Origin of the sequence: Pseudidiomarina marina (assembly GCF_003987045.1) — a bacterium.
GTDB lineage: Bacteria > Pseudomonadota > Gammaproteobacteria > Enterobacterales > Alteromonadaceae > Pseudidiomarina > Pseudidiomarina marina.
The window spans coordinates 454800-479387 of the sequence record NZ_PIPZ01000001.1 but is presented as its reverse complement, the minus strand read 5'-3'; the positions used below and the strand labels follow the sequence as shown (position 1 = coordinate 479387).

21 protein-coding genes are annotated in these 24588 nt (G+C 47.4%); 8 read left to right on the top strand and 13 right to left on the bottom strand.

Going from position 1 to position 24588, the window contains the following annotated elements; all coding sequences use genetic code 11:
- Nucleotides 1-444, top strand: a complete 444-nt coding sequence (gene msrB / locus CWI76_RS02265) for a peptide-methionine (R)-S-oxide reductase MsrB (protein ID WP_126758745.1) — start codon at nt 1-3, stop codon at nt 442-444.
- 46 nt (nt 445-490) lie between these two features.
- Here msrB and ggt read toward each other — a convergent pair whose 3' ends face one another.
- Nucleotides 491-2242, bottom strand: a complete 1752-nt coding sequence (gene ggt, locus CWI76_RS02260; RefSeq protein WP_126758744.1) for a gamma-glutamyltransferase — start codon at nt 2240-2242, stop codon at nt 491-493.
- A 111-nt stretch (nt 2243-2353) separates the two neighbouring features.
- Between ggt and CWI76_RS02255 the strand changes: the two genes are divergently transcribed.
- Nucleotides 2354-2977 carry a rhomboid family intramembrane serine protease gene (locus tag CWI76_RS02255; RefSeq protein ID WP_126758743.1) on the top strand — a complete coding sequence of 208 codons (624 nt, stop codon included), beginning with the start codon at nt 2354-2356 and terminating at the stop codon, nt 2975-2977.
- Nucleotides 2978-3045: 68 nt separating this feature from the next.
- Here the strand turns inward: CWI76_RS02255 and CWI76_RS02250 are convergent, their stop codons facing one another.
- From CWI76_RS02250 to gyrA, 11 genes are all read right to left on the bottom strand, one after another.
- The gene (locus tag CWI76_RS02250; RefSeq protein WP_126758742.1) at nt 3046-3348 is read right to left on the bottom strand and encodes a ComEA family DNA-binding protein; all 303 of its coding nucleotides are present in this window, start codon (nt 3346-3348) and stop codon (nt 3046-3048) included.
- 124 nt (nt 3349-3472) lie between these two features.
- Complete coding sequence (pyrF, locus tag CWI76_RS02245) at nt 3473-4171, bottom strand: orotidine-5'-phosphate decarboxylase (protein ID WP_126758741.1); 699 nt, start codon at nt 4169-4171, stop codon at nt 3473-3475.
- On the bottom strand, nt 4172-5329 hold the full coding sequence (gene lapB, locus CWI76_RS02240) for a lipopolysaccharide assembly protein LapB (RefSeq protein WP_126758740.1): 1158 nt from the start codon (nt 5327-5329) through the stop codon (nt 4172-4174). It lies immediately after the preceding gene.
- Nucleotides 5329-5589, bottom strand: a complete 261-nt coding sequence (locus CWI76_RS02235; protein WP_157980796.1) for a lipopolysaccharide assembly protein LapA domain-containing protein — start codon at nt 5587-5589, stop codon at nt 5329-5331. The genes lapB and CWI76_RS02235 overlap by 1 nt, the downstream gene beginning before the upstream one ends.
- A gap of 76 nt (nt 5590-5665) precedes the next feature.
- Complete coding sequence (locus CWI76_RS02230) at nt 5666-5950, bottom strand: integration host factor subunit beta (RefSeq protein WP_126758738.1); 285 nt, start codon at nt 5948-5950, stop codon at nt 5666-5668.
- 52 nt (nt 5951-6002) lie between these two features.
- Complete coding sequence (rpsA, locus tag CWI76_RS02225; RefSeq protein ID WP_126758737.1) at nt 6003-7679, bottom strand: 30S ribosomal protein S1; 1677 nt, start codon at nt 7677-7679, stop codon at nt 6003-6005.
- A gap of 112 nt (nt 7680-7791) precedes the next feature.
- A complete protein-coding gene (gene cmk, locus CWI76_RS02220; RefSeq protein WP_092854813.1) occupies nt 7792-8493 on the bottom strand; it encodes a (d)CMP kinase in 702 nt (233 codons plus the stop codon).
- A gap of 86 nt (nt 8494-8579) precedes the next feature.
- Nucleotides 8580-9887, bottom strand: a complete 1308-nt coding sequence (aroA, locus tag CWI76_RS02215; RefSeq protein WP_126758736.1) for a 3-phosphoshikimate 1-carboxyvinyltransferase — start codon at nt 9885-9887, stop codon at nt 8580-8582.
- A gap of 9 nt (nt 9888-9896) precedes the next feature.
- A complete protein-coding gene (hisC, locus tag CWI76_RS02210; protein WP_126758735.1) occupies nt 9897-10997 on the bottom strand; it encodes a histidinol-phosphate transaminase in 1101 nt (366 codons plus the stop codon).
- Between the two features lie 89 nt (nt 10998-11086).
- Entirely contained in the window at nt 11087-12169 is a 1083-nt protein-coding gene (gene serC, locus CWI76_RS02205) for a 3-phosphoserine/phosphohydroxythreonine transaminase (protein WP_126758734.1), read from the bottom strand.
- A gap of 4 nt (nt 12170-12173) precedes the next feature.
- Nucleotides 12174-14828, bottom strand: a complete 2655-nt coding sequence (gene gyrA, locus CWI76_RS02200; protein ID WP_126758733.1) for a DNA topoisomerase (ATP-hydrolyzing) subunit A — start codon at nt 14826-14828, stop codon at nt 12174-12176.
- Nucleotides 14829-14970: 142 nt separating this feature from the next.
- On the opposite strand from gyrA, the gene ubiG reads away from it, so the two are divergent.
- The 6 genes from ubiG (at nt 14971) to CWI76_RS02170 (ending at nt 20862) form a co-directional block, all read left to right on the top strand.
- A complete protein-coding gene (gene ubiG / locus CWI76_RS02195) occupies nt 14971-15681 on the top strand; it encodes a bifunctional 2-polyprenyl-6-hydroxyphenol methylase/3-demethylubiquinol 3-O-methyltransferase UbiG (RefSeq protein ID WP_126758732.1) in 711 nt (236 codons plus the stop codon).
- Nucleotides 15660-16334, top strand: a complete 675-nt coding sequence (locus CWI76_RS02190; protein ID WP_126758731.1) for an HAD family hydrolase — start codon at nt 15660-15662, stop codon at nt 16332-16334. Before ubiG ends, CWI76_RS02190 begins: the two co-directional genes overlap by 22 nt.
- Nucleotides 16335-16712: 378 nt before the next feature.
- Nucleotides 16713-19052 (top strand): class 1a ribonucleoside-diphosphate reductase subunit alpha, encoded by a 2340-nt coding sequence (gene nrdA / locus CWI76_RS02185; protein WP_126758730.1) that lies wholly within the window; start codon nt 16713-16715, stop codon nt 19050-19052.
- Between the two features lie 37 nt (nt 19053-19089).
- A complete protein-coding gene (gene nrdB, locus CWI76_RS02180) occupies nt 19090-20220 on the top strand; it encodes a class Ia ribonucleoside-diphosphate reductase subunit beta (RefSeq protein WP_126758729.1) in 1131 nt (376 codons plus the stop codon).
- A 7-nt stretch (nt 20221-20227) separates the two neighbouring features.
- A complete protein-coding gene (gene yfaE / locus CWI76_RS02175) occupies nt 20228-20491 on the top strand; it encodes a class I ribonucleotide reductase maintenance protein YfaE (RefSeq protein ID WP_126758728.1) in 264 nt (87 codons plus the stop codon).
- Between the two features lie 104 nt (nt 20492-20595).
- Nucleotides 20596-20862, top strand: a complete 267-nt coding sequence (locus CWI76_RS02170) for a GrxA family glutaredoxin (protein WP_126758727.1) — start codon at nt 20596-20598, stop codon at nt 20860-20862.
- Here CWI76_RS02170 and hrpA read toward each other — a convergent pair.
- Entirely contained in the window at nt 20848-24588 is a 3741-nt protein-coding gene (hrpA, locus tag CWI76_RS02165) for an ATP-dependent RNA helicase HrpA (RefSeq protein ID WP_126758726.1), read from the bottom strand. The genes CWI76_RS02170 and hrpA overlap by 15 nt on opposite strands.

The window sequence follows — 24588 nt, the reverse complement described above, 5'->3', positions numbered from 1 at the left end:
ATGGCGACTTTTAAAAAGCCAAGTGCTGAAGAGTTGAAACAACGTCTTACTGACATGCAGTATTACGTCACCCAAGAAGATGGTACTGAACCACCTTTTCAAAACGCCTATTGGAATGAAAAACGTCGTGGTATCTACGTTGATGTTGTCAGTGGTGAGCCACTCTATTCGTCAGCGGATAAATTTGATTCCAGTTGCGGTTGGCCAAGTTTTACAAAAACCATCGACGAGCAGGCTGTTACCGAGCACCAAGATTTGAAATTCGGTATGGTTCGTACTGAAATCCGCAGTGCTCATGCAGATTCTCACCTCGGCCATGTATTTGACGATGGTCCCTTGCCTCTCGGAACTCGCCATTGCGTCAATTCAGCAGCGGTTGAGTTTATTCCCCTTGAAGAAATGGAAGCGCGTGGTTACGGCGACTGGATTAAGTACGTTACCTGAGTACAGTACCTCGCTAGGTCATCTAGCCGCCGATTTAATCCATGTTCTATCGGTTACCTGCTGCAATACCTTCACGACGCGGATCAGCACCGCCATATAAGGTGCCATCGCTAAGCAAGCTAATACCGTGCAAGCCGCTATTTAAATCTTGCACCGTCACTTCGTGACCACGCTGGCGCAATTCGTCAGCAAGTGTTTCAAGGGCGGTTCCTTTCTCTAAACTTGTTGCGCCATTTAAGTTCGTTACATGCGGCAAATCGATAGCAGCTTGCATATCAAGATTCCAATCTAATAAGGCAACCAACGTTTGTGCTACGTAATTTATGATACGTGCGCCACCAGGTGAGCCAACGGCATGTAATGGTGCACCGTTAGCATCAAATACCATCATCGGCGACATCGAGCTACGCGGCCGCTTGCCTGGTTCAACACGGTTAGCGACCGGCTCACCATTAACCTCTGGCATGATTGAAAAGTCCGTTAATTGATTATTGAGCAAAAAGCCTGCGGCCATAACACCGGAGCCAAAGCCCATTTCAATGCTTGATGTCATCGAAAGTACGTTACCTTCGGCATCAACAATGCTGACATGAGTGGTATTCGGAAATTCGGGCGATTGATCGTCGGCATAACTATATTGCGTAAACACACCCGCTTGTGCGCGTCCCATATCACTGTCTTGAATAAGACGTGCACGTTCGCTCAAATAACTTTTATTCAAGAGTTCAGTCACCGGTACATCCACGAAATCACTATCGGCGATATAACGATTACGATCAGCAAACGCTAAACGTGATGCCTGAGTAAAATGATGAATCGCTGTTTCAGAATTTACCGCCCACTCACTGACAGGGAAATTCTCCAAAATACCAAGTAGTTGCAATACAGTAATGCCACCCGAACTCGGTGGACCCATGCCACAAACTTCGTAAACACGGTATTCGGCACACACTGGCTTACGGATAAGCGCCTGATAACTAGCTAAATCGTTTTGCTGTAACACGCCCGGATTTATCGGCGCGTGTTGCACTGCCGCGACAATGGCATCTGCAATTTCGCCTTGATAAAAAGCATCCGCGCCTTGCTCAGCAATGAGACGCAGGGTACGAGCGTATTCTGGATTCTTTTTGATTGTTCCAGCCTGCAAAGCTTCACCATTTGGATAAAAATACTCTTTGCCAGGTGACATCCGCAGTAAACCTGGGCTTAGTTCTAATTCAAGCAATTTTTCCAAACGCTCGCCAACTTCAAAGCCCTGCTCGGCTTTGTCGATCGTTTCAGAAAATAATTCAGACCACGCCAACTTGCCCCAACGCTGGTGCGCCAATTCGAGCCCTCGAAGAATGCCAGGTGTTCCTACTGAACGACCACCGGTTACTGCATCCATAAATTGCTTTGGCGGTTGCCCTTGAGCATCAAGGAACAGCTCTGGTGTCGCGGTCATCGGTGCCGTTTCGCGGGCATCAATGGTGTATAGTTGCTGTTCTTCAGCATCCCAATACAATATAAAACCACCGCCACCTAACCCTGACGATTGCGGCTCGGTGAGCGTTAGCATGGATTGCACTGCCACCGCCGCATCGACCGCAGTGCCGCCAGCAGAAAGAATAGCCTCACCCGCACGGGCAGCCGCTGGGGTAGCAGCCGCAACCATATGTTGCGTAGCCTGAACCCCCGACTTCTCCACAAAACCGGTCGCAGCTTCAGGATCTAAAGCCGTCGTTTTATCTGCTTTGGATGGTGAGACATCACTGCACGCTGAAATGACTAACGCAGCGAACAACATCAAATAGCGCATTGTTATTATCCTTGTTAAGCGAATTCTTGGCTGTTGAAGGTTTACAGCCACGCGAATAACCACTTATCATACGGGCTCAAGCAGATCAGAACAATCATAAAAAGGTCGCGTATGTCAGAGCGTATTCAGGTTATCATTGCCTCAGCACTTATTGCCGTAATTGCAATTTGGTTGCCGTTCTATCAAGCCGAAACAGGCTCATTACTCGACCAGTATGACTACTACGCTAATGTTATTTGGCAAGAGCCATGGCGTATTTTTACCGCCCACATCTTCCATCTTGACGCAACACACGCCGTCACAAACGCAATAGCTCTGGTACTCGTAACGCTCTTTTTTGCACACCACTTTAGCGTTCGCACTTGGTTCAACGCGGTAATTGTCATTACCGTCATTTGCATCGTAGTTGTGTGGCTAATTGGCACACCAGAGCGCTTTGTCGGCTTATCAGCGCTGATTCATGGTTTGCTGTTGACCAGCCTATTACTAGAATGGTCACAACAGAACTACGCTCGAACCGACTGGTTATCGCCACTAGCAATCGGCTTATTGGTATTGAAGGTTTTACTTGAAATTATCGGGGTTATGCACAGCGCTATCTTGCTTAGTGCTGGCGCAGACTATGGCTATATCCATTTAGCCGGACTGGTTGGCGGCGTAATCGCATGGCGTTTGCACCGAAAGCGTTTGGCCTCGATCACCTCAAAACCGAGACCACCCGCTAACAACGAATAACCAATAGCTAATAGCTAATAGCTAATATCCAATAGCTAATATCCAATAGCTAATATCGATTTAGCTTTTTAAAGCACTATCCGATCTTTATTCAGCTCAAGCATTCGCGGGCCAATACCCTTCACCTGCATCAACTGATTAATATCCGTGAACTGCCCAAGTTCCTCACGAAGCTTAACAATATCCTTTGCACGCTTAATCCCGACACCCGTTAGCGCATATGCCAACTGTTCTGCATCGGCGGTATTAATATTAATGCCTGCACTTTGGCTCGCAGCTTGGATAGGGGCAGCAATCGCAGTCGCCTGTAACGGCGAAAGCATCACCAAAGGTGCAACCATCGAAGTGAAAATCAGTGTTTTCCGTAACATAAACTCTCCTCAGTAACGTAGATTAAAAGCATCAATAGAGGCTTTAGCACGTGCACAATCATTTCATTGTGCACGCGAGAGAGTTTAAGAGGAATTTAAAGGCGGTGCTAAAAATTAAAACGGATTACGCTGTCAGAGAAGCCTGTATTTCAGTTAACGCAGCTACCGGATCGGGTGCCTGGGTAATCGGACGACCAATAACTAACACTTCGATACCCAAGGCCGCAGCCTCTGGTGGCGTCATCACACGACGCTGATCACCCTGCTCTGAACCGACAGGACGTATTCCTGGCGTTACTCGAATGAAGCCAGCACCACAAATTGATGCAATAGCCTCAGCTTCCCAGGCAGAGCAAACAACACCATCTAGCCCTGCAGCCTTAGTGAGCTTAGCGAGCTTCAATACGTGTTCAGCCGGAGGAACATTAATGCCAACTTCCTGCAAGTCTTCAGCACTCATGCTGGTTAATACCGTTACCGCAATCACGTAGGGTCGGTTTGGCATATCTGCAACCGCATCGCGCGCGGCCTCTAGCATCCGCCGCCCACCACTCGCGTGCACATTCACCATCCACACGCCGAGTTCAGCTGCCGCGCGCACGGCTTTATTGACCGTATTGGGAATATCATGAAATTTCAAATCAAGAAAAACTTTAAATCCACGCTGAACAAGTTCTCTCACAAACTCCGGTCCAGCGCTAGTGAATAGCTCTTTGCCAACTTTCAATCCACATTGCTGCGGCGAAAGCTTATCAATCAATGGCCTCGCCGCTTCGGCATTGGCATAATCTAAGGCGACAAAAATTAACGATTGTTGACTCATTTATTCTCCATCTAGCCCAATAATGGGCTTAATTTCGCCCCATGTACGGCATGACGGACAATGCCAATACAGAGTACTTCCCGAAAAACCACAATGCCGACAGCGATACTTGGGTCGCTGTTGCATCTGTTGTTGCACCATACGTTGCAACATTTTTAAACTGTCTCGCGCTTTACCTACATCGGCAGCTCGAATATGAAAATCCATAAGCTTGTGAAAGCCTTTCATCGTTGGATTCTCTAACAGCGTGTTCTGCACAAACTGTTCAGCGGCTTCAATGCCATTCTCGCGCGCTATCATTTCCGACAGCATCACCGCAGCCGAAGTTGAATGGGCTGATTTGACACATTGATGTAAAAACTGGATAAGCCCGCCGAGGTCTTGCAGTTCGTCATAACAGGCTCTAATCAGTGGCAACGCCTCGCTAATAAATTCAGCGTCCTCATCAAGAATACCAACTAGCATTTTTTGCGCTTTACGATACAAGCCTTGGTTGTACCACATGCGCCCCAACGCCAACGCGGCACGAACACAATCCGGATCATGCTGACGCGCTTTTAAATAATATTTTTCGGCATGCTCGGTATCGTTTTGCCGCTCGGCAAGTTCACAATATAGTTGCGCGACAAGCAACTCAGCACTGCGATCATAACGCATCAATTTCAACGCAACTTTAATTGCCTTGTCCCACTCGTGCGTTGATTCATATAGCTCTAATAGATGGCGTTGGCAGGCCTCACGGAACTGCTTATCGCTTTGCAACGCTATTAGCATTTCTTCGGCACGATCATAAATACCGGCAGCTAAATAATCTAAACCAAGTTCGAACATTGCTTGGCGGCGATCTTGCTCACTGATAGTTGGCCGTGAGGTCAGGTTCTGATGAATTTTTATCGCTCGGTCGAGCTCACCACGACGTCGAAATAACTTACCTAAAGCCCAGTGAGTCTCTAAGGTATCGGAATCGACATCTAATAACTCGATAAACAAATCAACCGCTTTATCGGGTTGATCGGAGAGTAATAAATGAAGGCCGGTGACATATTGGCGTGAAAACTGCTCTTGTTCTTGCCGGTTCTCATTACGAACGCTATTACGCCCCATGAACCAACCATAGGCAGCAGCAACCGGAAGTAACAGAAACAGTAATTCTAACATTAAGCAGTGCTCTTAGAATTCACCAATTGTTTTTTGAGTTTACGAATGTCGCGTCGCAGCATCCATTGCGCACCTAGCATACTTAAAAGGCCAATAATAAAGCCTACGGCTAAGAATAACGCCGTTAACGTTGCCACACTAATTTGTTGTTGCGCGACAATAAAATCAACCGCAATAACCTGCTTATTCAACGCGCCAAAGGCGACGGCTATTAGGAACAAAACTATCAAAGGAAGGCTAACAAAAATGAATCGAATCATATTCTTTCCTGTCTCGCGCATATAAAAAAACGGCATGCTTACTATAGCATGCCGTTTTCGTTAACTCGACGTTAAATTATCCGATGTTATCGACCCGCTCTCGCAGTTCTTTACCCGGTTTAAAGTGCGGAACGTATTTCGCGTCTAATTGCACTTTTTCACCGGTTTTCGGATTTCGCCCTTCACGTGGGGCTCGATAATGCAGCGAAAAACTACCGAATCCACGTATCTCGATACGTCCACCAGAGGCCATATACTGTGCCATCTGCTCGATAAGTTCTTTAACCGCATCTTCAACCTGACGCGGAGATAGCTCTGGGTACAACTTCGTTAACTGGGAAATCAGTTCCGATTTTGTCATCACATGCTCCTCTACTAATGCGTCAATGCATCAAGCCCACGTTCAGCTAATTTTAGTCGTCGCTCTTAGCCGCTTTGAAGGCTTCAGCCATTGCGTTTGTGAAATCAGCTTCGTCTTGCTGTTTGTTCACAGACTCAAGAGCTTCTTTCTCTTCAACTTCGTCTTTCGCGCGAATTGACAGGCTCAAGGTACGGTTTTTACGGTCTACGCCCATGAAACGAGCTTCAACTTCGTCGCCTACTTTCAATTCAGTGGTCGCATCTTCAACGCGGTCACGTGAAATGTCAGCTACGCGAACGTAACCTTCAACGCTGTCAGCTAGCTCAACTTTAGCGCCTTTGGCATCAACTTCGATGACCTTACCTTTAACAATAGCACCTTTTTTGTTAGCTGCTAGGTAATTGTTAAACGGATCTTCTTCAAGTTGCTTAATACCCAAAGAAATGCGCTCACGCTCAGCGTCAACTTGTAATACAACAGCAGTAACTTCTTCGCCTTTCTTGAAGTCGCGAACCGCTTCTTCACCAGTTGCGTTCCAGCTAATGTCTGACAAGTGAACCAAACCGTCGATGCCGCCATCAAGACCGATGAAGATACCGAAGTCAGTGATTGACTTGATCTTACCAGACACTTTGTCGCCCTTGTTGAAGTTCTTCGCGAACTCTTCCCACGGGTTAGCTTTACACTGTTTCAGGCCAAGTGAAATACGACGACGTTCTTCGTCGATTTCAAGAACCATAACTTCAACAACGTCATCCAAGTTAACAACTTTAGATGGATGTACGTTCTTGTTGGTCCAATCCATTTCTGAAACGTGAACCAAACCTTCAACGCCTTCTTCGATTTCAACGAAGCAACCGTAGTCAGTTAAGTTGGTTACGCGACCAGTCAAACGGTGACCTTCTGGGTAACGTGCTGCGATATCAGCCCATGGATCAGCACCTAACTGCTTCAGACCCAATGATACGCGAGTACGGTCACGGTCAAACTTCAATACTTTCACGTTGATTTCGTCGCCAACGTTCACAACTTCGCTTGGGTGCTTAACGCGTTTCCAAGCCATGTCGGTGATGTGCAACAAGCCGTCAACGCCGCCCAAGTCTACGAATGCACCGTAATCAGTAAGGTTCTTAACGATACCTTTAACTTCTTGGCCTTCTTGTAGGTTCTCAAGCAACTCATCGCGCTCTGCACTGTTCTCAGTTTCAATCACTGCACGACGTGAAACAACAACGTTGTTGCGCTTCTGGTCAAGCTTGATAACTTTGAACTCTAATTCTTTGTTTTCGAGGTGCGTGGTTTCACGAACCGGACGAACGTCTACCAATGAACCTGGCAAGAACGCGCGTACGCCACCCAAATCAACTGTGAAGCCGCCTTTAACTTTACCGCTGATTAAGCCAGTAACAGTTTCTTGGTCTTCGTATGCTTTCTCAAGCTGCAACCAAGCTTCGTAGCGCTTCGCTTTCTCGCGAGACAGGATAGTTTCACCAAATCCGTCTTCAACGGCGTCCAGGGCAACGTCGATTTCGTCGCCAACTTGAACTTCGACAACGCCTTCAGCGTTACGGAATTGTTCAACTGGGATAGCACTTTCAGATTTCAGACCGGCGTCAACAAGAACAACGTCACGGTTGATAGCTACGATGGTGCCTTTAACGATAGAACCTGGGCGAGTTTCGACCTCTTTGAGGCTTTCTTCAAACAGTTGTGCAAAATTTTCTGACATATGTGTTAACTACTTTTAGTTAAGTACTTCCACCAAGCACTCCCGAATGGCGGGGTTGTTAAAATTGATCTGATGGCTTTCCTTGCTACAGACCCCTAAGCTGATAGCTCGATTAGCTACCCGTCTCAGATTGAGTCAATTTGCCATGAGCAAACTGCAGAATTTGATCAACCACTTCAGTGATGCTCAAATTCGTTGAATCTATAAATAACGAACCCTCAGCAGCACGTAGTGGCGCAACCGAGCGGTTCGTGTCCCGATCATCACGTTCGCGAATTTCGGTGATTAATTGGTCGATTTTAGCATCGATTCCCTTTTCCTGCAATTGCTCAAAGCGACGACGTGCGCGCTCTTCGGGGCTTGCAGTCAAAAATATCTTCGCCGCAGCGTCAGGGAATACAACTGTACCCATATCACGCCCATCAGCAACCAAGCCTGGCAGCTCTTTAAAAGCACGTTGGCGGCGCAATAACGCTTCGCGAACTCGTGGTAATGCGGCAACCTTAGAAGCCATATTCGCCACGTCTTGAGTGCGAATGGTCATGGTGACATCTTCGCCCTCTAAAATAATATGGGTGAGTTCCGGATCTTCTTCGACATCAAACTTCACATCCAAAGAACCAGCTAGCGCCACCAAGCTCTCTTCGTCGTCAGCTGCAAATCCATGATGCAATGCTGCGAGCGCGAGTACGCGATAAATTGCGCCGCTGTCGAGTAAGTGCCAACCGAGTTGATCAGCTAGAATTCGACTGACGGTTCCTTTACCTGATCCGCTTGGGCCATCAATAGTGATAACAGGTGTGTTTTTGGTCATGCGATCCTCTACCAAATAAAAGCGCGGCAATTATACGGATCTGGCAGAAAATTGCACCCTAAATTGGTGAACGTTCCGTGATATCTCTATGAAGATTGCGTGATCGCACGAAATTCATCGAAGAATTTTGGGTAGGTTTTTGAACAGCATTGCGGGTCAGAAATTGTCACACCTGCTTCGCTAAATCCTAATAATGCAAAACACATTGCCATGCGATGATCGTTGTAAGTCGCAATGTCAGCATGCTTGATGGCGTCAGGTGGTGTGACCGAAATAGCGTCTTCGGTTTCCACGACGTGGGCACCCACTTTACGTAATTCGGTGGCCATCGCTTCGAGCCGGTCAGTTTCTTTTATACGCCAGTTAGCTATATTCCGAATGTGAGTTGTGCCTTTAGCGAACAGTGCCAATGTGGCAAACGTCATCGCAGCATCTGGAATCGCATTTAAATCGGCATCCAATGCGCGTAACTCGCCACGCGACACGGTAATTGAATGCGGCGCAACCTGCACATCTGCACCCATTTCCGCTAAATAATCGGCAAATTTTACATCGCCTTGAATGCTCTCGCTACCCACGCCATGCACCGTTAACGGGCCACCACCAATTGCTGCAGCAGCGAGCCAATAAGACGCAGCGCTCGCATCCCCCTCAACCCAATATTTGCCCGGGCTTTGGTAAGTTTGTTGCCCTGGTATCAAGAATTCTTGACGACAAATACGATGTACCTCAATACCAAAACGTTTCAGCATAGCCAGCGTCAGTTCAATATAAGGCCAAGATACAACCGTTCCGGTAAGCTGGAGTACGCTATCTTGTTGGAGTAACGGTAATGCCATGAGCATGGCTGAAATGTATTGGCTTGAGGCGCTGCCATCAATAGTCAGCAGGCCGCCTTGAAGACCGCCTTTCACCTCAATTGGTGGATACCCTTCATGCTGCAAACAGGTGAGTTCAGCACCACCGGCGCGCAAGGCGTCGACTAACGCTTGTACTGGGCGTTCTTGCATCCGCGCATCGCCGGTTAAAATGCAGTCATGCTTGTGTAACGTCGCACTTAACACAGCCAATAATGGCCGCATCGCCGTGCCAGCATTCCCTAAATCGAGTGCTTTCGGTTGCTTTGGCCAGCGGCCACCACAACCGGTTACTTTAATTGTTGTGCTGGCCTCGTCGGCAACGTCAATTTCAACGCCAAGTTCGATTAGAGCTTCGAGCATGCGTTCGGTGTCGTCGCTTCGCAGCACATTGGTCAAGTTAGTCTCTTGCCCATTGGCACACAGTGCCGCCATCAATAACGCACGATTAGCGATACTTTTCGAGCCGGGCAGTGTCACATCGCCATGACACTGCTGCAGGTTCTTAAGTGTTATTGATGGGGAGCCTGAGGTCATATGACTGCGCTATAAAATGGTTTTCATTGCATCAATGAAGGCTTGGTTTTCACTCGGCAAGCCAATACTAACACGCAAATGATTCGGCAACTGATAGCCGGCCACCGGACGCACAATAACACCAGCTCGAAGTAACTTTTGATACATGTCACCAGCTTCCGAGCCAACTTCAATGGTCAAGAAGTTGCCGTGCGAAGGAATATAGTTCAAACCATTTTCCTCGCAAAACGCTACGAGCTGCTGCATGCCTTCTTTGTTCACGCGAATGGATTCCGCTAGGTACTTGTCATCATCCAGCACCACTTCTGCCGCGCGTAAACTTAAGCTATTCATATTAAAAGGCTGGCGAATACGGTTCATCAAGTCGGCAATGTCCGGATGCGAAATCGCATATCCTGCGCGCAAACCAGCTAAACCGTAAGCTTTTGAGAAAGTACGACTAACAATCAAATTCGGATATTTTGCGACCCACTCGACCGACGGCGCGCGTTCGGCTTCGTCCACGTACTCGTAGTAGGCTTCATCGAGAACCACCAAAACATTACTTGGTACTTGATCAATAAACTCCGCCAATGCCTCGGTACTTAAAAACGTGCCAGTTGGGTTATTCGGGTTAGCAATAAAAATCATCCGCGTCTTTGGTGTAATCGCCTTCAGCATCGCTGGCAAATCATGTCCATAATCTTTCGCTGGAACGGCTACGCCTGTTGCGCCAATGGCCTGCGTTACCAGCGGATACACCACAAACGCGTGCTGCGCAAAAATCACCTCATGGCTGGCATTTACAAACGTGCGAGCTAATAACTCAAGCACATCATTCGACCCATTACCCAAGGTTATTTGATTGGCATTAACGCCAGCCTTGGTCGCTAATTTACTTTTCAAGTAAAAGCCGTTGGCATCGGGATAACGCGCCAATCCATTCAAAGCATCTTGCAACGCTGCTTTTACCTTCGCGCTCAACCCCAGCGGGTTCTCGTTCGAAGCTAACTTTACAATATTCTTAATTCCAAGCTCGCGCTCCACTTCTTCAATGGGCTTGCCCGCCTGATAAGGGCTTAAGTTACGAACCCCAGGATTCGCTAATTCTTTGGCATTAAATTCAGTCATAGAAATCGTTACTCGTTGTTCGTTACTCGTTATTGGTTTTCATTCATCGAATAACGACTAACGAATAACCAATAACGCTTTTATGTTTTTTAGGCTTTGCGCTCGAATTCGCGCATAAACTCAACTAACGCATCCACCCCAGCCATCGGCATCGCATTGTAAATACTTGCACGCATGCCACCGACAAAACGGTGCCCTTTTAGCCCCAACAGCCCAGCTTGTTCCGCTTGCTTTAAGAAATCACCGTCGAGGCGTTCGTCAGCCAGCAAGAATGGTACGTTCATATTGGAGCGATAGTTAGGGTGAACTGGATTACTATAGAAGTCAGAGCTGTCAATATATTGATACAGTTTATTCGCTTTCGCGTGGTTTAACTGCCCCATGGCCTCGACACCGCCTTGGCGTTTGAGCCATTGGAAAACCAGCGCAGACAAATACCAAGCAAAGGTATTCGGGGTGTTATACATCGAGCGTTCTTTGGCCTGAACGGTGTAATCCATAATCGTCGATGTATTGCCTTGGGCGTGGCCAAGCAAATCATCACGTACTATCGCAATGGCGAATCCAGACGGACCAATATTCTTTTGTGCGCCAGCGTAAATGACACCAAAACGGCTAACGTCGAGTGGCTCAGACAGAATGTTAGATGACATATCGGCGACGATTGGTGCATTCACATCAGGAATGTCATGTAGCGCAATGCCATCCACCGTTTCATTTGGGCAATAATGGAAATAAGCCGCATTGTCTGACAATTGCCAGCTTTCGCGCGGTGCTAATGCTTTGCCCCGCTCCGTTTGCACAGAAGAGCCGACAACATTCACATGTTGTACGTATTTTTGCGCTTCGCGAATAGCAAAGTCAGACCAAATACCGCAATTCAGGTAATCGACAGTAGCATTTGGTCCCGCAATATTTTGCGGCACCGCGCTAAACTGACCACGGCCACCACCGTGCATAAACAGCACCTGATAGTTATTCGGAATGGCCATCAAATCGCGCAAGTCTTGCTCGGCTTGCTCGGCCATCCGAATAAAAATCGGATCGCGATGACTAATCTCCATCACTGAAATACCCAGGTTGTTCCAATCTAGGAACTCTTCCTGGGCTTGTTTCATGACCTCTGCCGGCAGCATTGCCGGCCCCGCAGAAAAGTTAAACGGGGCACTCATGCAATTATTCCTCACTTACATCGTCAACCGCTGCGTCATCATCCGCATCGTCATCTAACAGCTCGCTGGTGTCCTCACCTTCTACCGGCTCGTTCAACAGCGCATCAGTTTCGTCATCTTCGTCAACTTCATCAATACGCTGCATGCCAACAACTTGTTCATCGGCACCGGTACGAATCAAGCGCACACCTTGGGTGTTACGCCCAACAATCGACACTTCGCTAACGCGGGTACGTACCAGTGTACCTTTGTTACTAATCAGCATGATTTGGTTCGCTTCAACCACTTCCATGGCGCCAACCACTTGACCGTTGCGCTCACTGACTTTAATTGAAACCACACCTTTGGTTGCGCGGCTCTTCGCTGGGTAATCAGTAATTGGTGTGCGTTTACCGTAACCATTTTCGGTTACTGTAAGAATACACGGCACTTCTTCTTCGATGGTTCTTGGCACAATGAGTGATACGACACTCTGACCTTCACCAAGGCGAATTCCGCGCACACCGGTTGCGGTGCGTCCCATTGAACGCACTTGATCTTCGCTAAAGCGCACCACTTTGCCGCCGTCAGAGAACAACATGATCTCATCGCCAGCCGTGGTCACGTCAACACCAATCAATTCATCACCATCATTGAGGTTCAGAGCAATGATCCCGCCGCTACGTGGACGTGAGTAGGCTTCCATTGGCGTTTTCTTCACGGTGCCCTTACGGGTTGCCATGACAATATATTTATCTTCTGGGTAGTCGCGGGTTGGCAAGATTGCAGTGATTCGCTCACCCTCTTCCAGTGGCAACAGATTCACAATCGGTCGACCACGTGCAGTGCGTGTGGCCAGCGGTAAATTGTAAACCTTCATCCAATAAATTCGGCCGCGAGTCGAGAAGCACAAAATTGTATCGTGCGTATTGGCTACCCATAATCGTTCAATGAAGTCTTCATCTTTCATCTTGGTCGCTGATTTACCTTTGCCACCACGACGCTGTGCTTCATATTCCGTTAACGGCTGATACTTCACATAACCATGGTGCGACAACGTCACTACCACGTCTTCTTCATTTATCAAATCTTCCATGCTGATATCGTGCGCCGCCGCAGTGATTTCGGTACGACGTGCATCACCGTATTCCGCCTTCACTTTTTCTAGCTCTTCACGAATCACTTCCATCAAACGCTCAGCGCTATTCAAGATGTGCAGCAATTCTTCAATTTGTTGTAACAGGTTCTTGTATTCTTCAAGAATCTTTTCGTGTTCAAGACCAGTTAACTTGTGCAAACGCAAATCAAGAATGGCTTGGGCCTGTTCTTCAGTCAGATAGTACTGACCGTCACGAATACCAAATTCAGCGCTCAAATGATCAGGACGCGCCGCATCAACACCAGCGCGCTCTAGCATGGCCGCTACATCGCCCAATTGCCAAGCACGGCTGGTTAAGCCAGCTTTCGCATCAGCTGCGGTTTGCGAGCGACGAATCAATTCAATCACTTCATCGATATTGGCAAGCGCAATCGCTAAACCTTCTAAGATATGAGCACGTTCACGCGCTTTGCGTAATTCATACACCGAGCGACGTGTCACCACTTCACGACGGTGTAGAATAAAGCATTCCAACATATCGCGAAGGTTAAACAAGCGCGGCTGGTTTTTATCCAGTGCCACCATGTTAATACCGAACACCACTTGCATTTGCGTGTTGGCATATAAGTGGTTCAAGATAACTTCAGAAACTTCACCACGTTTCAGTTCAATAACAATGCGCATGCCGTCTTTATCTGACTCATCGCGCAAACCACTGATACCTTCAAGGCGCTTTTCTTTCACCAGCTCAGCGATTTTCTCAATCAGCTTCGCTTTGTTCACCTGATATGGAATTTCCGTAACAATAATCGCTTCGCGACCATTACTATCGGTTTCAATTTCCGCTTTTGCGCGCAAGTGAATACGACCACGACCGGTTTTATAAGCTTCAATAATACCGGCACGGCCAGAAATACTTGCCGCAGTTGGAAAGTCTGGTCCTGGGATATATTCCATCAATTCATCAATTTGAATATCCGGATTATCAATCATTGCCAAGCAACCATTCACAACTTCAGTTAAGTTGTGTGGCGGAATATTGGTTGCCATACCCACCGCAATACCTGATGAGCCGTTAACCAGAAGGTTCGGTACGCGAGTTGGTAACACTTCAGGAATTTGTTCCGTGCCATCGTAGTTCGGCACAAAGTCGACGGTTTCTTTGTCGAGATCGGAGAGTAATTCGCTGGCTATTTTTGCCATTCTGATTTCGGTATAACGCATGGCTGCTGCGGAGTCACCATCAACCGAACCAAAGTTACCCTGGCCATCAACCAGCATATACCGCAGCGAGAATGGCTGCGCCATACGAACAATGGTGTCATATACGGCACTATCACCATGCGGGTGATATTTACCAATCACGTCACCAACAATACGGGCCGACTTTTTGTATGGCTTGTTGAAATCATTGCGTAGTTCATTCATCGCGAATAACACGCGACGGTGAACTGGCTTGAGACCATCACGTACATCCGGCAATGCCCGACCTACAATTACACTCATCGCGTAATCGAGGTATGAACTTTTCAGTTCATCTTCAATATTGACCGGAACGACTTCTCTGGCGAGATCACTCATAGTAGTTATATCCCTAAACGCTCTGTCTTTCTTATAATTCGTACGATAGCGCATTGTACCCGTAGCGAGCTGCTATCGCATCTTTTTTTATCCCTGTAGGTTGAGTACACTGTACCGACTTTTAAGCCGTAGCAGAAGCCCTATGACCGCAAATTCGAACGTAGATCCAGCAGAAATTGAAAAATTTAGTGCCATCGCCTCCCGTTGGTGGGACCCAGAAGGCGAATTCAAACCATTACACCTGATTAACCCGTTGCGCCTCGATTTTATTTTGCGCCACTGTGATGGTGTTTTTGGACAACGCGTTCTTGATATTGGCTGCGGTGGAGGCTTATTAGCTGAAGGGTTAGCGAAAGCTGGGGCAACCGTCACCGGTATTGATATGGCGGAGCAGTCGTTACAAGTTGCACGTTTGCATGCCCTCGAAAGTCAGTTGCAAATTGACTACCTATGTGTTCCTGCCGAGCACTTTGCCAGCGAACACGCCGAACAATTTGACGTGGTTACCTGTTTAGAAATGCTCGAACACGTACCCGACCCGAGTGCTATCGTGAAGGCAGCGGCTGATGCGGTGAAGCCAGGCGGTTACGTATTTTTTTCAACGTTGAACCGAAACGTGAAATCTTGGTTATTAGGTATTGTTGCGGCGGAATATGTATTGGGTTGGGTGCCAAAAGGCACGCATCAACACCAAAAATTTATTCAGCCCGCCGAATTGCTCCGTATGACCGATGCCGCCGGATTGGAAGCGCAAGCCATGACTGGTATGCATTATTTACCTTGGCGCGGTTTTTTCCTTGATGATTCGAATGTGGATGTGAATTACATCGTATGTCTACACAAACCAAAGTAGTACCGCCAAAAGCGGTGTTGTTTGACCTCGATGGTACATTGTTAGATACCGCACCCGATTTGGGCGCTGCATTAAACACCGTGCTAGCCGCCGAGCAGCGTCCATTAATTAGTGCTGCAGAATATACGCCGCTGGCGTCGCATGGTTCTGCTGGACTATTGCGCTATGCCTATGGCGATGAGTTTGACCAACGTCGCGATGAACTGCGCCAAGCGTTTCTAGCCGCCTATGCCGAGCAAATTGCCGTGCATACGCAGTTATTTGATGGCGTAGCTAACTTACTGGAACAGCTAAGCCAGCAACAAATTGCCGTAGCTATTGTCACCAACAAACCTCAAGCACTCACGCAACAATTAGTGCCACAGTATCCGCAACTAGCAAGTATAAAAGTGGTCGTGAGTGGCGATACACTGCCAGTAGCTAAGCCAGACCCAGCTCCATTGCTACACGCAGCAACGCACCTTGGTATTGCTGCGCAACATTGTTGGTACGTTGGTGACGCCGAGCGTGATATTGAAGCCGGGCTGCGCGCCAATATGTTCACCGTGTTAGCAGAATATGGCTATATCAGTGTGACTGACGACACACAGGCTTGGGGCGCACATGCAAAAATTTCCCACCCGCTTGATCTTCCTCAATTGTGGTCGAATTAATCAAATAACACTATATCTTGTGGGTGAATCGATTCACCCATCAAGATCTTGTAAAAGCCTTGTTATACGTGCCTTATAAATTTGTTATCTGAACATCTCATTTAAAAGACAAAAATATAATAAGAAAAATTTTTTTCCTGCTTGATTTTTCTAAGTCGCTTTATTGGCAAGCGTTTTAGCGAAAGCCCCTACTTCACCCACTCATTTACACTGGTTTTTAACGGTAATTTCACTTGATCAGCGTACGATAAGTGCTAGGATACAGGTCATTCAGCCAACCCAAGATGTTGTGTAAAAAACGCACGAGCGACGTCCTGTCGCACCATATCTTGTGGCTACATAAAAAACACATAACAACAACGACTATGGATGCGCCTCATGAATCAACAGCTCTTCGTAACTAAGCGTAGCGGCGAACGTGAACCTCTGAATTTGGACAAAATCCACCGCGTTATTAGCTGGGCCGCAGAAGGCCTCAACGACGTGTCAGTGTCACAAGTTGAAATCAAATCACATATTCAGTTTTACGATGGCATTAAAACTGAAGACATTCATGAAACCATTATCAAAGCGGCCGCCGACTTAATTTCTGAGGAAGCACCAGATTATCAATATATGGCTGCACGCTTAGCTATTTTCCATTTGCGCAAGTTGGCGTACGGCAAGTTCGAGCCGCCTCACTTGTATGATCAAGTGACGAAAATGGTTGAGTCGGGTCGCTATGATAAACACCTGCTAACCGACTATAGCAAAGAAGAATTTGAGCAAATGAATGATTTCATTGATCATTCGCGCGATTTGAATTTCTCTTATGCGGCGGTGAAACAGTTGGAAGGTAAATACCTTGTTCAGAACCGCGTCACTGGCGATATCTACGAAAGCGCGCAATTCTTGTATGTCTTAGTTGCCGCGTGCTTGTTTGCTAACTATCCAAAAGAAACACGCTTAGATTACGTAAAACGATTTTACGACGCGACATCGCAGTTCAAAATCTCATTACCAACCCCAATTATGGCGGGTGTGCGCACACCGACTCGTCAATTTAGCTCGTGCGTATTAATTGAAGCCGGCGATAGCCTCGATTCCATAAACGCCACCGCAAGCGCCATCGTGAAATATGTGTCGCAACGTGCAGGTATCGGTATTAACGCCGGTCGCATTCGTGCACTCGGTAGCCCAATTCGTGGTGGCGAAGCGTTCCATACTGGTTGTATTCCATTCTATAAATACTTCCAAACAGCGGTGAAAAGCTGTTCACAAGGCGGTGTTCGTGGCGGCGCAGCCACCCTCTTCTACCCACTGTGGCATTTAGAAGTTGAAAGCCTTTTGGTACTCAAGAACAACCGTGGTGTTGAAGAAAACCGCGTTCGTCACCTCGATTACGGCGTGCAATTTAACCGAGTGATGTATCAACGCTTAATTAAAGACGATTACATCACCCTGTTTAGTCCGTCGGACGTGCCGGGCTTATACGATGCCTTCTTCGCTGACCAAGATGAATTTGAGCGCTTGTATAAACAGTACGAAGCCGACGAGTCAATTCGTAAGAAGCGCATTAAAGCCATTGAATTATTCAGTCTGTTCATGCAAGAGCGTGCGAGCACGGGCCGCATCTACTTGCAAAACGTTGACCATTGCAATACTCACAGCCCATTTGATCCGAAAGTGGCGCCGATTCGCCAGAGCAACTTGTGTCTGGAAATCGCTCTGCCAACGAAGCCGTTGGCGCACGTGAACGATGAAGAAGGTGAAATTGCCCTATGCACGCTGTCCGCCTTTAACCTAGGCGCGATCAAATCACTGGATGACTTGGAAGAGATGGCTGAATTAGCCGTGCGCGCGCTCGACAGCCTCCTCGACTATCAAGAATACCCAGTGCCGGCAGCGCGTAATGCCACCATGGGGCGTCGTACCTTAGGTATCGGTGTAATCAACTACGCCTATTATTTAGCGAAAAATGGCGTGCGTTATTCTGACGGGTCAGCGAATGGCCTCACCCACCGTACTTTCGAGGCTATTCAGTACTATCTGATGAAAGCGTCGATGAACTTGGCGAAAGAAATGGGTGCGTGTCCGAAGTTTAATGAAACAACCTACTCAAAAGGCATTATGCCAATTGATACCTACAAGAAAGATCTCGATGCCGTGTGCAGCGAGCCATTGCATTACGATTGGGATAGTTTACGCGAAGACGTTAAGAAATACGGCATGCGTAACTCAACCTTATCAGCGTTGATGCCATCAGAAACGTCGTCGCAAATATCGAATGCGACCAATGGTATTGAGCCGCCACGCGGACATATCAGCGTAAAAGCATCAAAAGACGGTATCACCAAGCAAGTTGTACCTGAGTACGAAACGTTGAAGCACGCGTATGAATTACTATGGCAAATTCCAAGTAACAAAGGTTATTTAGAGCTTGTCGGTATTATGCAGAAGTTTGTCGATCAAACCATTTCAGCCAATACAAACTACGACCCGAACAAATTTGAAGCGGGCAAAGTGCCAATGAAGCAGTTATTACAAGACTTGCTTTATGCGTACAAACTTGGCGTGAAAACATTGTATTACCACAACACGCGTGACGGTGCGTCTGACAATCAGGTTGACCTACGCGATAAAGTTGAAGCCAAAACACGTGAAGTAGAAAACCAACAAGCAACCGTAGCCGTAGTCGAAGAAGACGACGATTGCGCCGGCGGTGCTTGCAAAATTTAACAACGTGGAACGGCCAACAATTAAGGTGCGCTAAATTATGAGTTATTCAACGTTTAATCAAAATCAGAGTAACCCGCTACACGAACCGATGTTTTTTGGTAATTCGGTGAACGTGGCGCGTTATGACCAACAAAAACACAGTATTTTTGAAAAGCTCATCGAGAAACAAATCAGCTTCTTCTGGCGTCCAGAAGAAGTTGACGTGAGCCGCGACCGCGTTGATTTTCAGGCACTTACCGAAAGTGAAAAGCACATTTTTATTTCGAACCTGAAATATCAAACGTTGCTCGATTCGGTACAAGGCCGTAGCCCGAACATTGCGTTGCTACCAATTGTATCCATTCCAGAGCTCGAAACTTGGATTGAGACCTGGTCGTTTTTTGAAACGATTCACTCGCGCTCGTACACGCATATTTTGCGTAATCTCTTTACTGACCCGAGTGAAGTTTTCGAAGACATCGTCATCAACGAAGAAATTCAAAAACGCGCTATCGACATATCGCAATATTACGACGATTTAATTTTCTACACCCAACTTTGGCAAACCCACGGTGAAGGTGAATGGGAAGTTGATGGCGAAATGCATACGGTGAACATGCGTGAGCTCAAGAAAAAGTTATTCTTGTGCATCAATTCAGTCAATGCGCTTGAAGCAATTCGCTTCTACGTGAGCTTTGCCTGTACGTTTGCCTTTGCCGAGCGTGATCTAATGGAAGGTAACTCCAAGATCATTCGTTTAATTGCTCGTGACGAAAACCTCCACTTGGTTTCAACCCAGCAAATCCTAAACCTCTGGCAATACGGCAAGGACGACCCTGAAATGAAAGAAATTGCCGAAGAGCTTCGCGACGAAGCACTCGCAATTTTTATGAAGGCCGTTGAGCAAGAAAAGCAGTGGGCACACTACCTGTTCCGCAACGGTTCAATGATTGGTTTGAACGAAGAAATGCTCTGCCAATATGTTGAATATATTGCCAATATGCGAATGGAAGCGATTGGCTTTGACGCACCATTCAAACAGCGCAGTAACCCATTACCATGGATGAATAAATATCTTGTCTCTGACAACGTTCAAGTTGCACCACAAGAAGCTGAAATCACATCTTACTTAGTGGGCCAAATCGATAGCGAAGTGAGTGCCGCCGATTTGGGAGACTTCGAACTTTAATTCTCCCATGAGCCAGCTTTTTAAAGTTAAAGTCAACGGTCAGCACGAGCTGACCGTTGATGCTTCACAAGGTACAACTCTGCTTGAAGCAATGGAACAAGCCGGCTTAGAACCGCATTACCATTGCCGTAATGGCTTTTGCGGCGCTTGCCGAGTGCAACTTGTTAGCGGTGAAGTCGATTATTTGAACGACCCACTCGCGTTTATCCGACCTGGCGACTGCCTCGCCTGCTGCTGTACCGCAAAAACCGACCTCGAAATTAATCAATAAATCGACAAAATCGATAATCCATATCAACGAAACCCATTGGCATCTCATCGTTGTTTATAGGAAAATACGCGGTAATTATTGCTTTTTAAAAATAGGAGTAGCGAATGTTCACTGTGATCTTTGGTCGTCCTGGCTGTCCATACTGCGTACGCGCTGTAAAAATTGCTGAGAAATTAGCAGAAGACCGTGACGACTTTGAGTTCCGTTACATCGACATGCACGCCGAAGGCATCAGCAAGGCGGATTTAGAAAAAACTGTCGGCAAGCCGGTGTTAACCGTGCCACAGATCTTTGTAGACGAGCAGCACATTGGCGGTTGCGATGATTTTGAAGCTTACGCGCGCGCTAACCTTGGCTTATACGCTAGTTAAGGCTTGTCGCACCCGTTTTTCAGAGATTGGGAAACGGGTGCCTAAGGTTTGAGCAAACAAACTCACTCGAAGTTCTTCAATCATCCAACGAATGTCTTTCACTGCCTTAGGTATCTCCTGACCCTTTTGATATTTCGCCAACAACGCTTGGTAATCTTGTTGCAGACCAGTCACTGTCAGCGTGTGTAGTCGGTCTTTATTCGGATCAACCGGTAGTTTTTCAAGACGACGTTCAATCGCTTGCAAATACCTCACAATATCCGCTAGGCGGGCTGCACCAACATCGCTTACAAAGCCACGATAAACAAGATGGTCCAGCTGTTCTTTAATATCTCCATGAGCCTGAATTTGATCCAGACTCACCTTGCCTTTTAAACGTTTTCGAATGGTTTGGCTTTGTATTAAACACGGCTCGACCAAGTTCGCAATGGCCGTGACGCGCTCATTTAATTCCGCACGAGCAACCTCATAAAGCTGCTGAAATGTTTCAGCATCGCGCGCATTATTAGCCTCGATCAATTCATCCAAGGCAGCAACAATGCAGTCATTGATTAAATCATCAACCTTCCCCCAAGGATTGTAATACATCGCCAATTTCGCTTTATTTGACAGCGATTGCTGTAAATAACGAACCGGCGACGGTAGCTGCGCAAGAAGTAGTTGGCGTAAGCCCTGCCGATGCGCTTGCTGCGCTTGTGCTGACGTATCAAATAACTCTTGACGCACCCCTTCACCATCGGGAACGAGGGCTGGGTAAGCTTTAATCGCATAACCTTGTTGTTGTCTCTCAAGGGTATCTGGCAATGCACCGAAAACCCATTCGGTTGCAGCGGTCTGTGTCGGTTCGGTTCGTTGCACAGCACGTTTCAGCGCATGCTTCACTTGCCCCTGCATGGCTTGTTGCAAACTCTCTAAGTCACGGCTCATTCGCAAGGTTTCACCGCGCTCATCTAACACCGCATAATTCATCCGCAAGTGCTGTGGCAGTTGCGTCGCATCCCACGCCTCTGCCGGAACAGTGACCCCGGTCATACGCCGTAACTTAGCCGCTAAAGCATCTAACAATGGCGTAGTTGCAATAACTTCGGCACTGCAGTCAGCCAAGAATGCTTGCGCATAGTTTGGTGCTGGCACAAAGTTTCGTCGTAAAGTTTTAGGCAGCGATTTAATCCAGGCCACGACTAAATCATGTCGCAACGCTGGAATTAACCAATCAAATCCATGCGTTGTCAGCTGATTCAGCAGCGCCAGAGGCACTTCAACCGTCACACCATCATCCGCGGCATTCGGATCAAAGACATAACGTAACTTTAGGCGCAGGTTCCCTTGTTGCCACGTCTCGGGATAATCCAACTCGGTAACATGAGAGGCATCCTGCGCCATCAAATCATCGCGCTCAAAACGTAATAACTGCGGTTGTCGTTTTACTGCCTTATGCCACCACCCGCTGAGTAGCTGTTCGTTATAAATACCAGCTGGGATCTCGCGGTCATAGGCGTCAAACAACGCTGCGTCATCAACCAGAATATCGCGACGCCGCGATTTCTCCTCCAGCATCCGCACATCATCAATTAACGCCCGATTATGTGCGATAAACGGTAAGTCACGATTCAACTGGCCTTGCACTAGGCCTTCGCGAATAAAAATTTCACGCGCTTCAGCGGCATTCACCGGACCGTATTGAACCTTTCGACGCGGCACGATAATCAGGCCAAATAGCGTGACCTGCTCGTCGGCGATAACCGAGCCCTGCTTCTTTGAAAAATGTGGCTCAAAATAATTACGCTTCACCAAGTGCATGGCCGCCGGCTCAATCCATTCCGGTTCGATACGTGCGTTCATTCGGGCATACAGCCTTGATGTCTCTACCAGCTCAGCAGCCATCACCCACTTGGGCGATTTCTTGAACAAGCCAGAACCAGGAAAAATATAAAATTTACGGTTACGCGCACCAAGATACTCGTGGCCTTCTTGCTTCTGCCCTAATTGCGACAACATACCGGTTAACAGTGCGCGATGAACGGCTTCGTAAGAAGCTGGTTCTTGGTTAATTCGAAACCCTAAACCGCGCACCGTTTGCCGTACTTGCGTATAAACATCTTGCCATTCACGTACGCGCAGAAAGTGCAGGAACTCCTGTTTCAAACGTTTTCTGAATTGCGTTTTAGACAACTCATGTTGCAATTCAGATAAGTAACCCCAGAGCTTTAGGAAGCCCATAAAGTCAGAATCTTTATCGTGAAAACGTTGATGTAACTCATCCGCCTTTTGCGAACCTTGCTGCGGACGCTCACGCGGATCTTGAATACTCAGTGCGGCTACAATCACCATTACTTCTTGCATGCAGCCATAATCGTTAGCCGCCAATACCATGCGAGCCAATCGCGGATCCAACGGTAATTGTGCCAGCTGACGTCCAACCGCTGTTAATCGCGGACCTTGATAACCACCGCGTGATTTTTGACGATTTTGCCGACAACCACTCGAGGCAATGGCATGCAGTTCTTGGAGTAAGTTAACCCCATCGTTAATGTAGCGTTCGTCAGGTCGTTCAATGAATGGAAACTTTCGAATATCCCCTAACTTCGCCGAAGTCATTTGAAGAATAACCGCCGCAAGATTGGTGCGAAGTATTTCAGGGTCAGTGTATTCAGGGCGAGCGAGAAAATCCTCCTCACTATACAGTCGAATACAGACGCCAGGCGCGACACGGCCGCATCGCCCTGCCCGCTGATTAGCGCTAGCTTGCGAGATTTTCTCAATGGGTAGTCGTTGTACTTTGGTGCGATAACTGTAGCGACTAATTCGTGCGGTACCCGGATCAATGACATAACGAATACCCGGTACGGTTAGAGAGGTTTCAGCCACGTTTGTTGCAATGACCACACGGCGCATTGTGTGGGGTTGAAATATGCGATTTTGCTCAGCCGCTGATAAGCGCGCAAATAACGGTAAAACTTCAGTATTTGCCAACTTTAGTTCACCAATGGCTTCGGCAAAATCGCGAATTTCACGTTCACCACTAGCAAAAATGAGTACATCGCCCGCTGCTTCACGCTGTAATTCTTGTACCGCATCACAAACACCCTGAACAACATCCAAGTCATCATCATCCGTATCGGCATCCTGTAGCGGACGATAACGAATTTCTACAGGGTAAGTGCGTCCGCTGACAGTAATGATTGGTGCCGCATTGAAATGTTTCGAGAAACGTTCAGTTTCAATGGTAGCCGAGGTAATGATCAGTTTTAACTCAGGTCGTTTCGGCAATAAAGTCGATAAGACGCCTAACAGAAAATCGATATTCAGACTGCGCTCATGCGCTTCATCAATAATAATAGCATCGTATTTTGAGAGCAGACGATCGGTTTGCAGTTCAGCCAGCAACATCCCATCCGTTACCAACTTAATTCGCGTTCCTACTGCTGTTTGGTCTTGAAATCGAACTTTGTAGCCGACCACCGTACCCAGCTCGGTTTGCAGTTCTTGGGCAATACGAGCAGCAACACTACGAGCAGCTAATCGGCGCGGTTGCGTATGGCCTATCATGCGTCCTTCATCCGCATTGCCATAGCCCATCTCAAGCAGCATCTTCGGTAACTGAGTTGTTTTACCAGAACCCGTCTCACCAGCAATAATCACCACTTGGTGTTTGGCAATTGCGGTTTGAATAGTCTGTTTTTCTTGTACGACAGGTAAGTCAGCTGGAAATTGAATGGCGCGCAC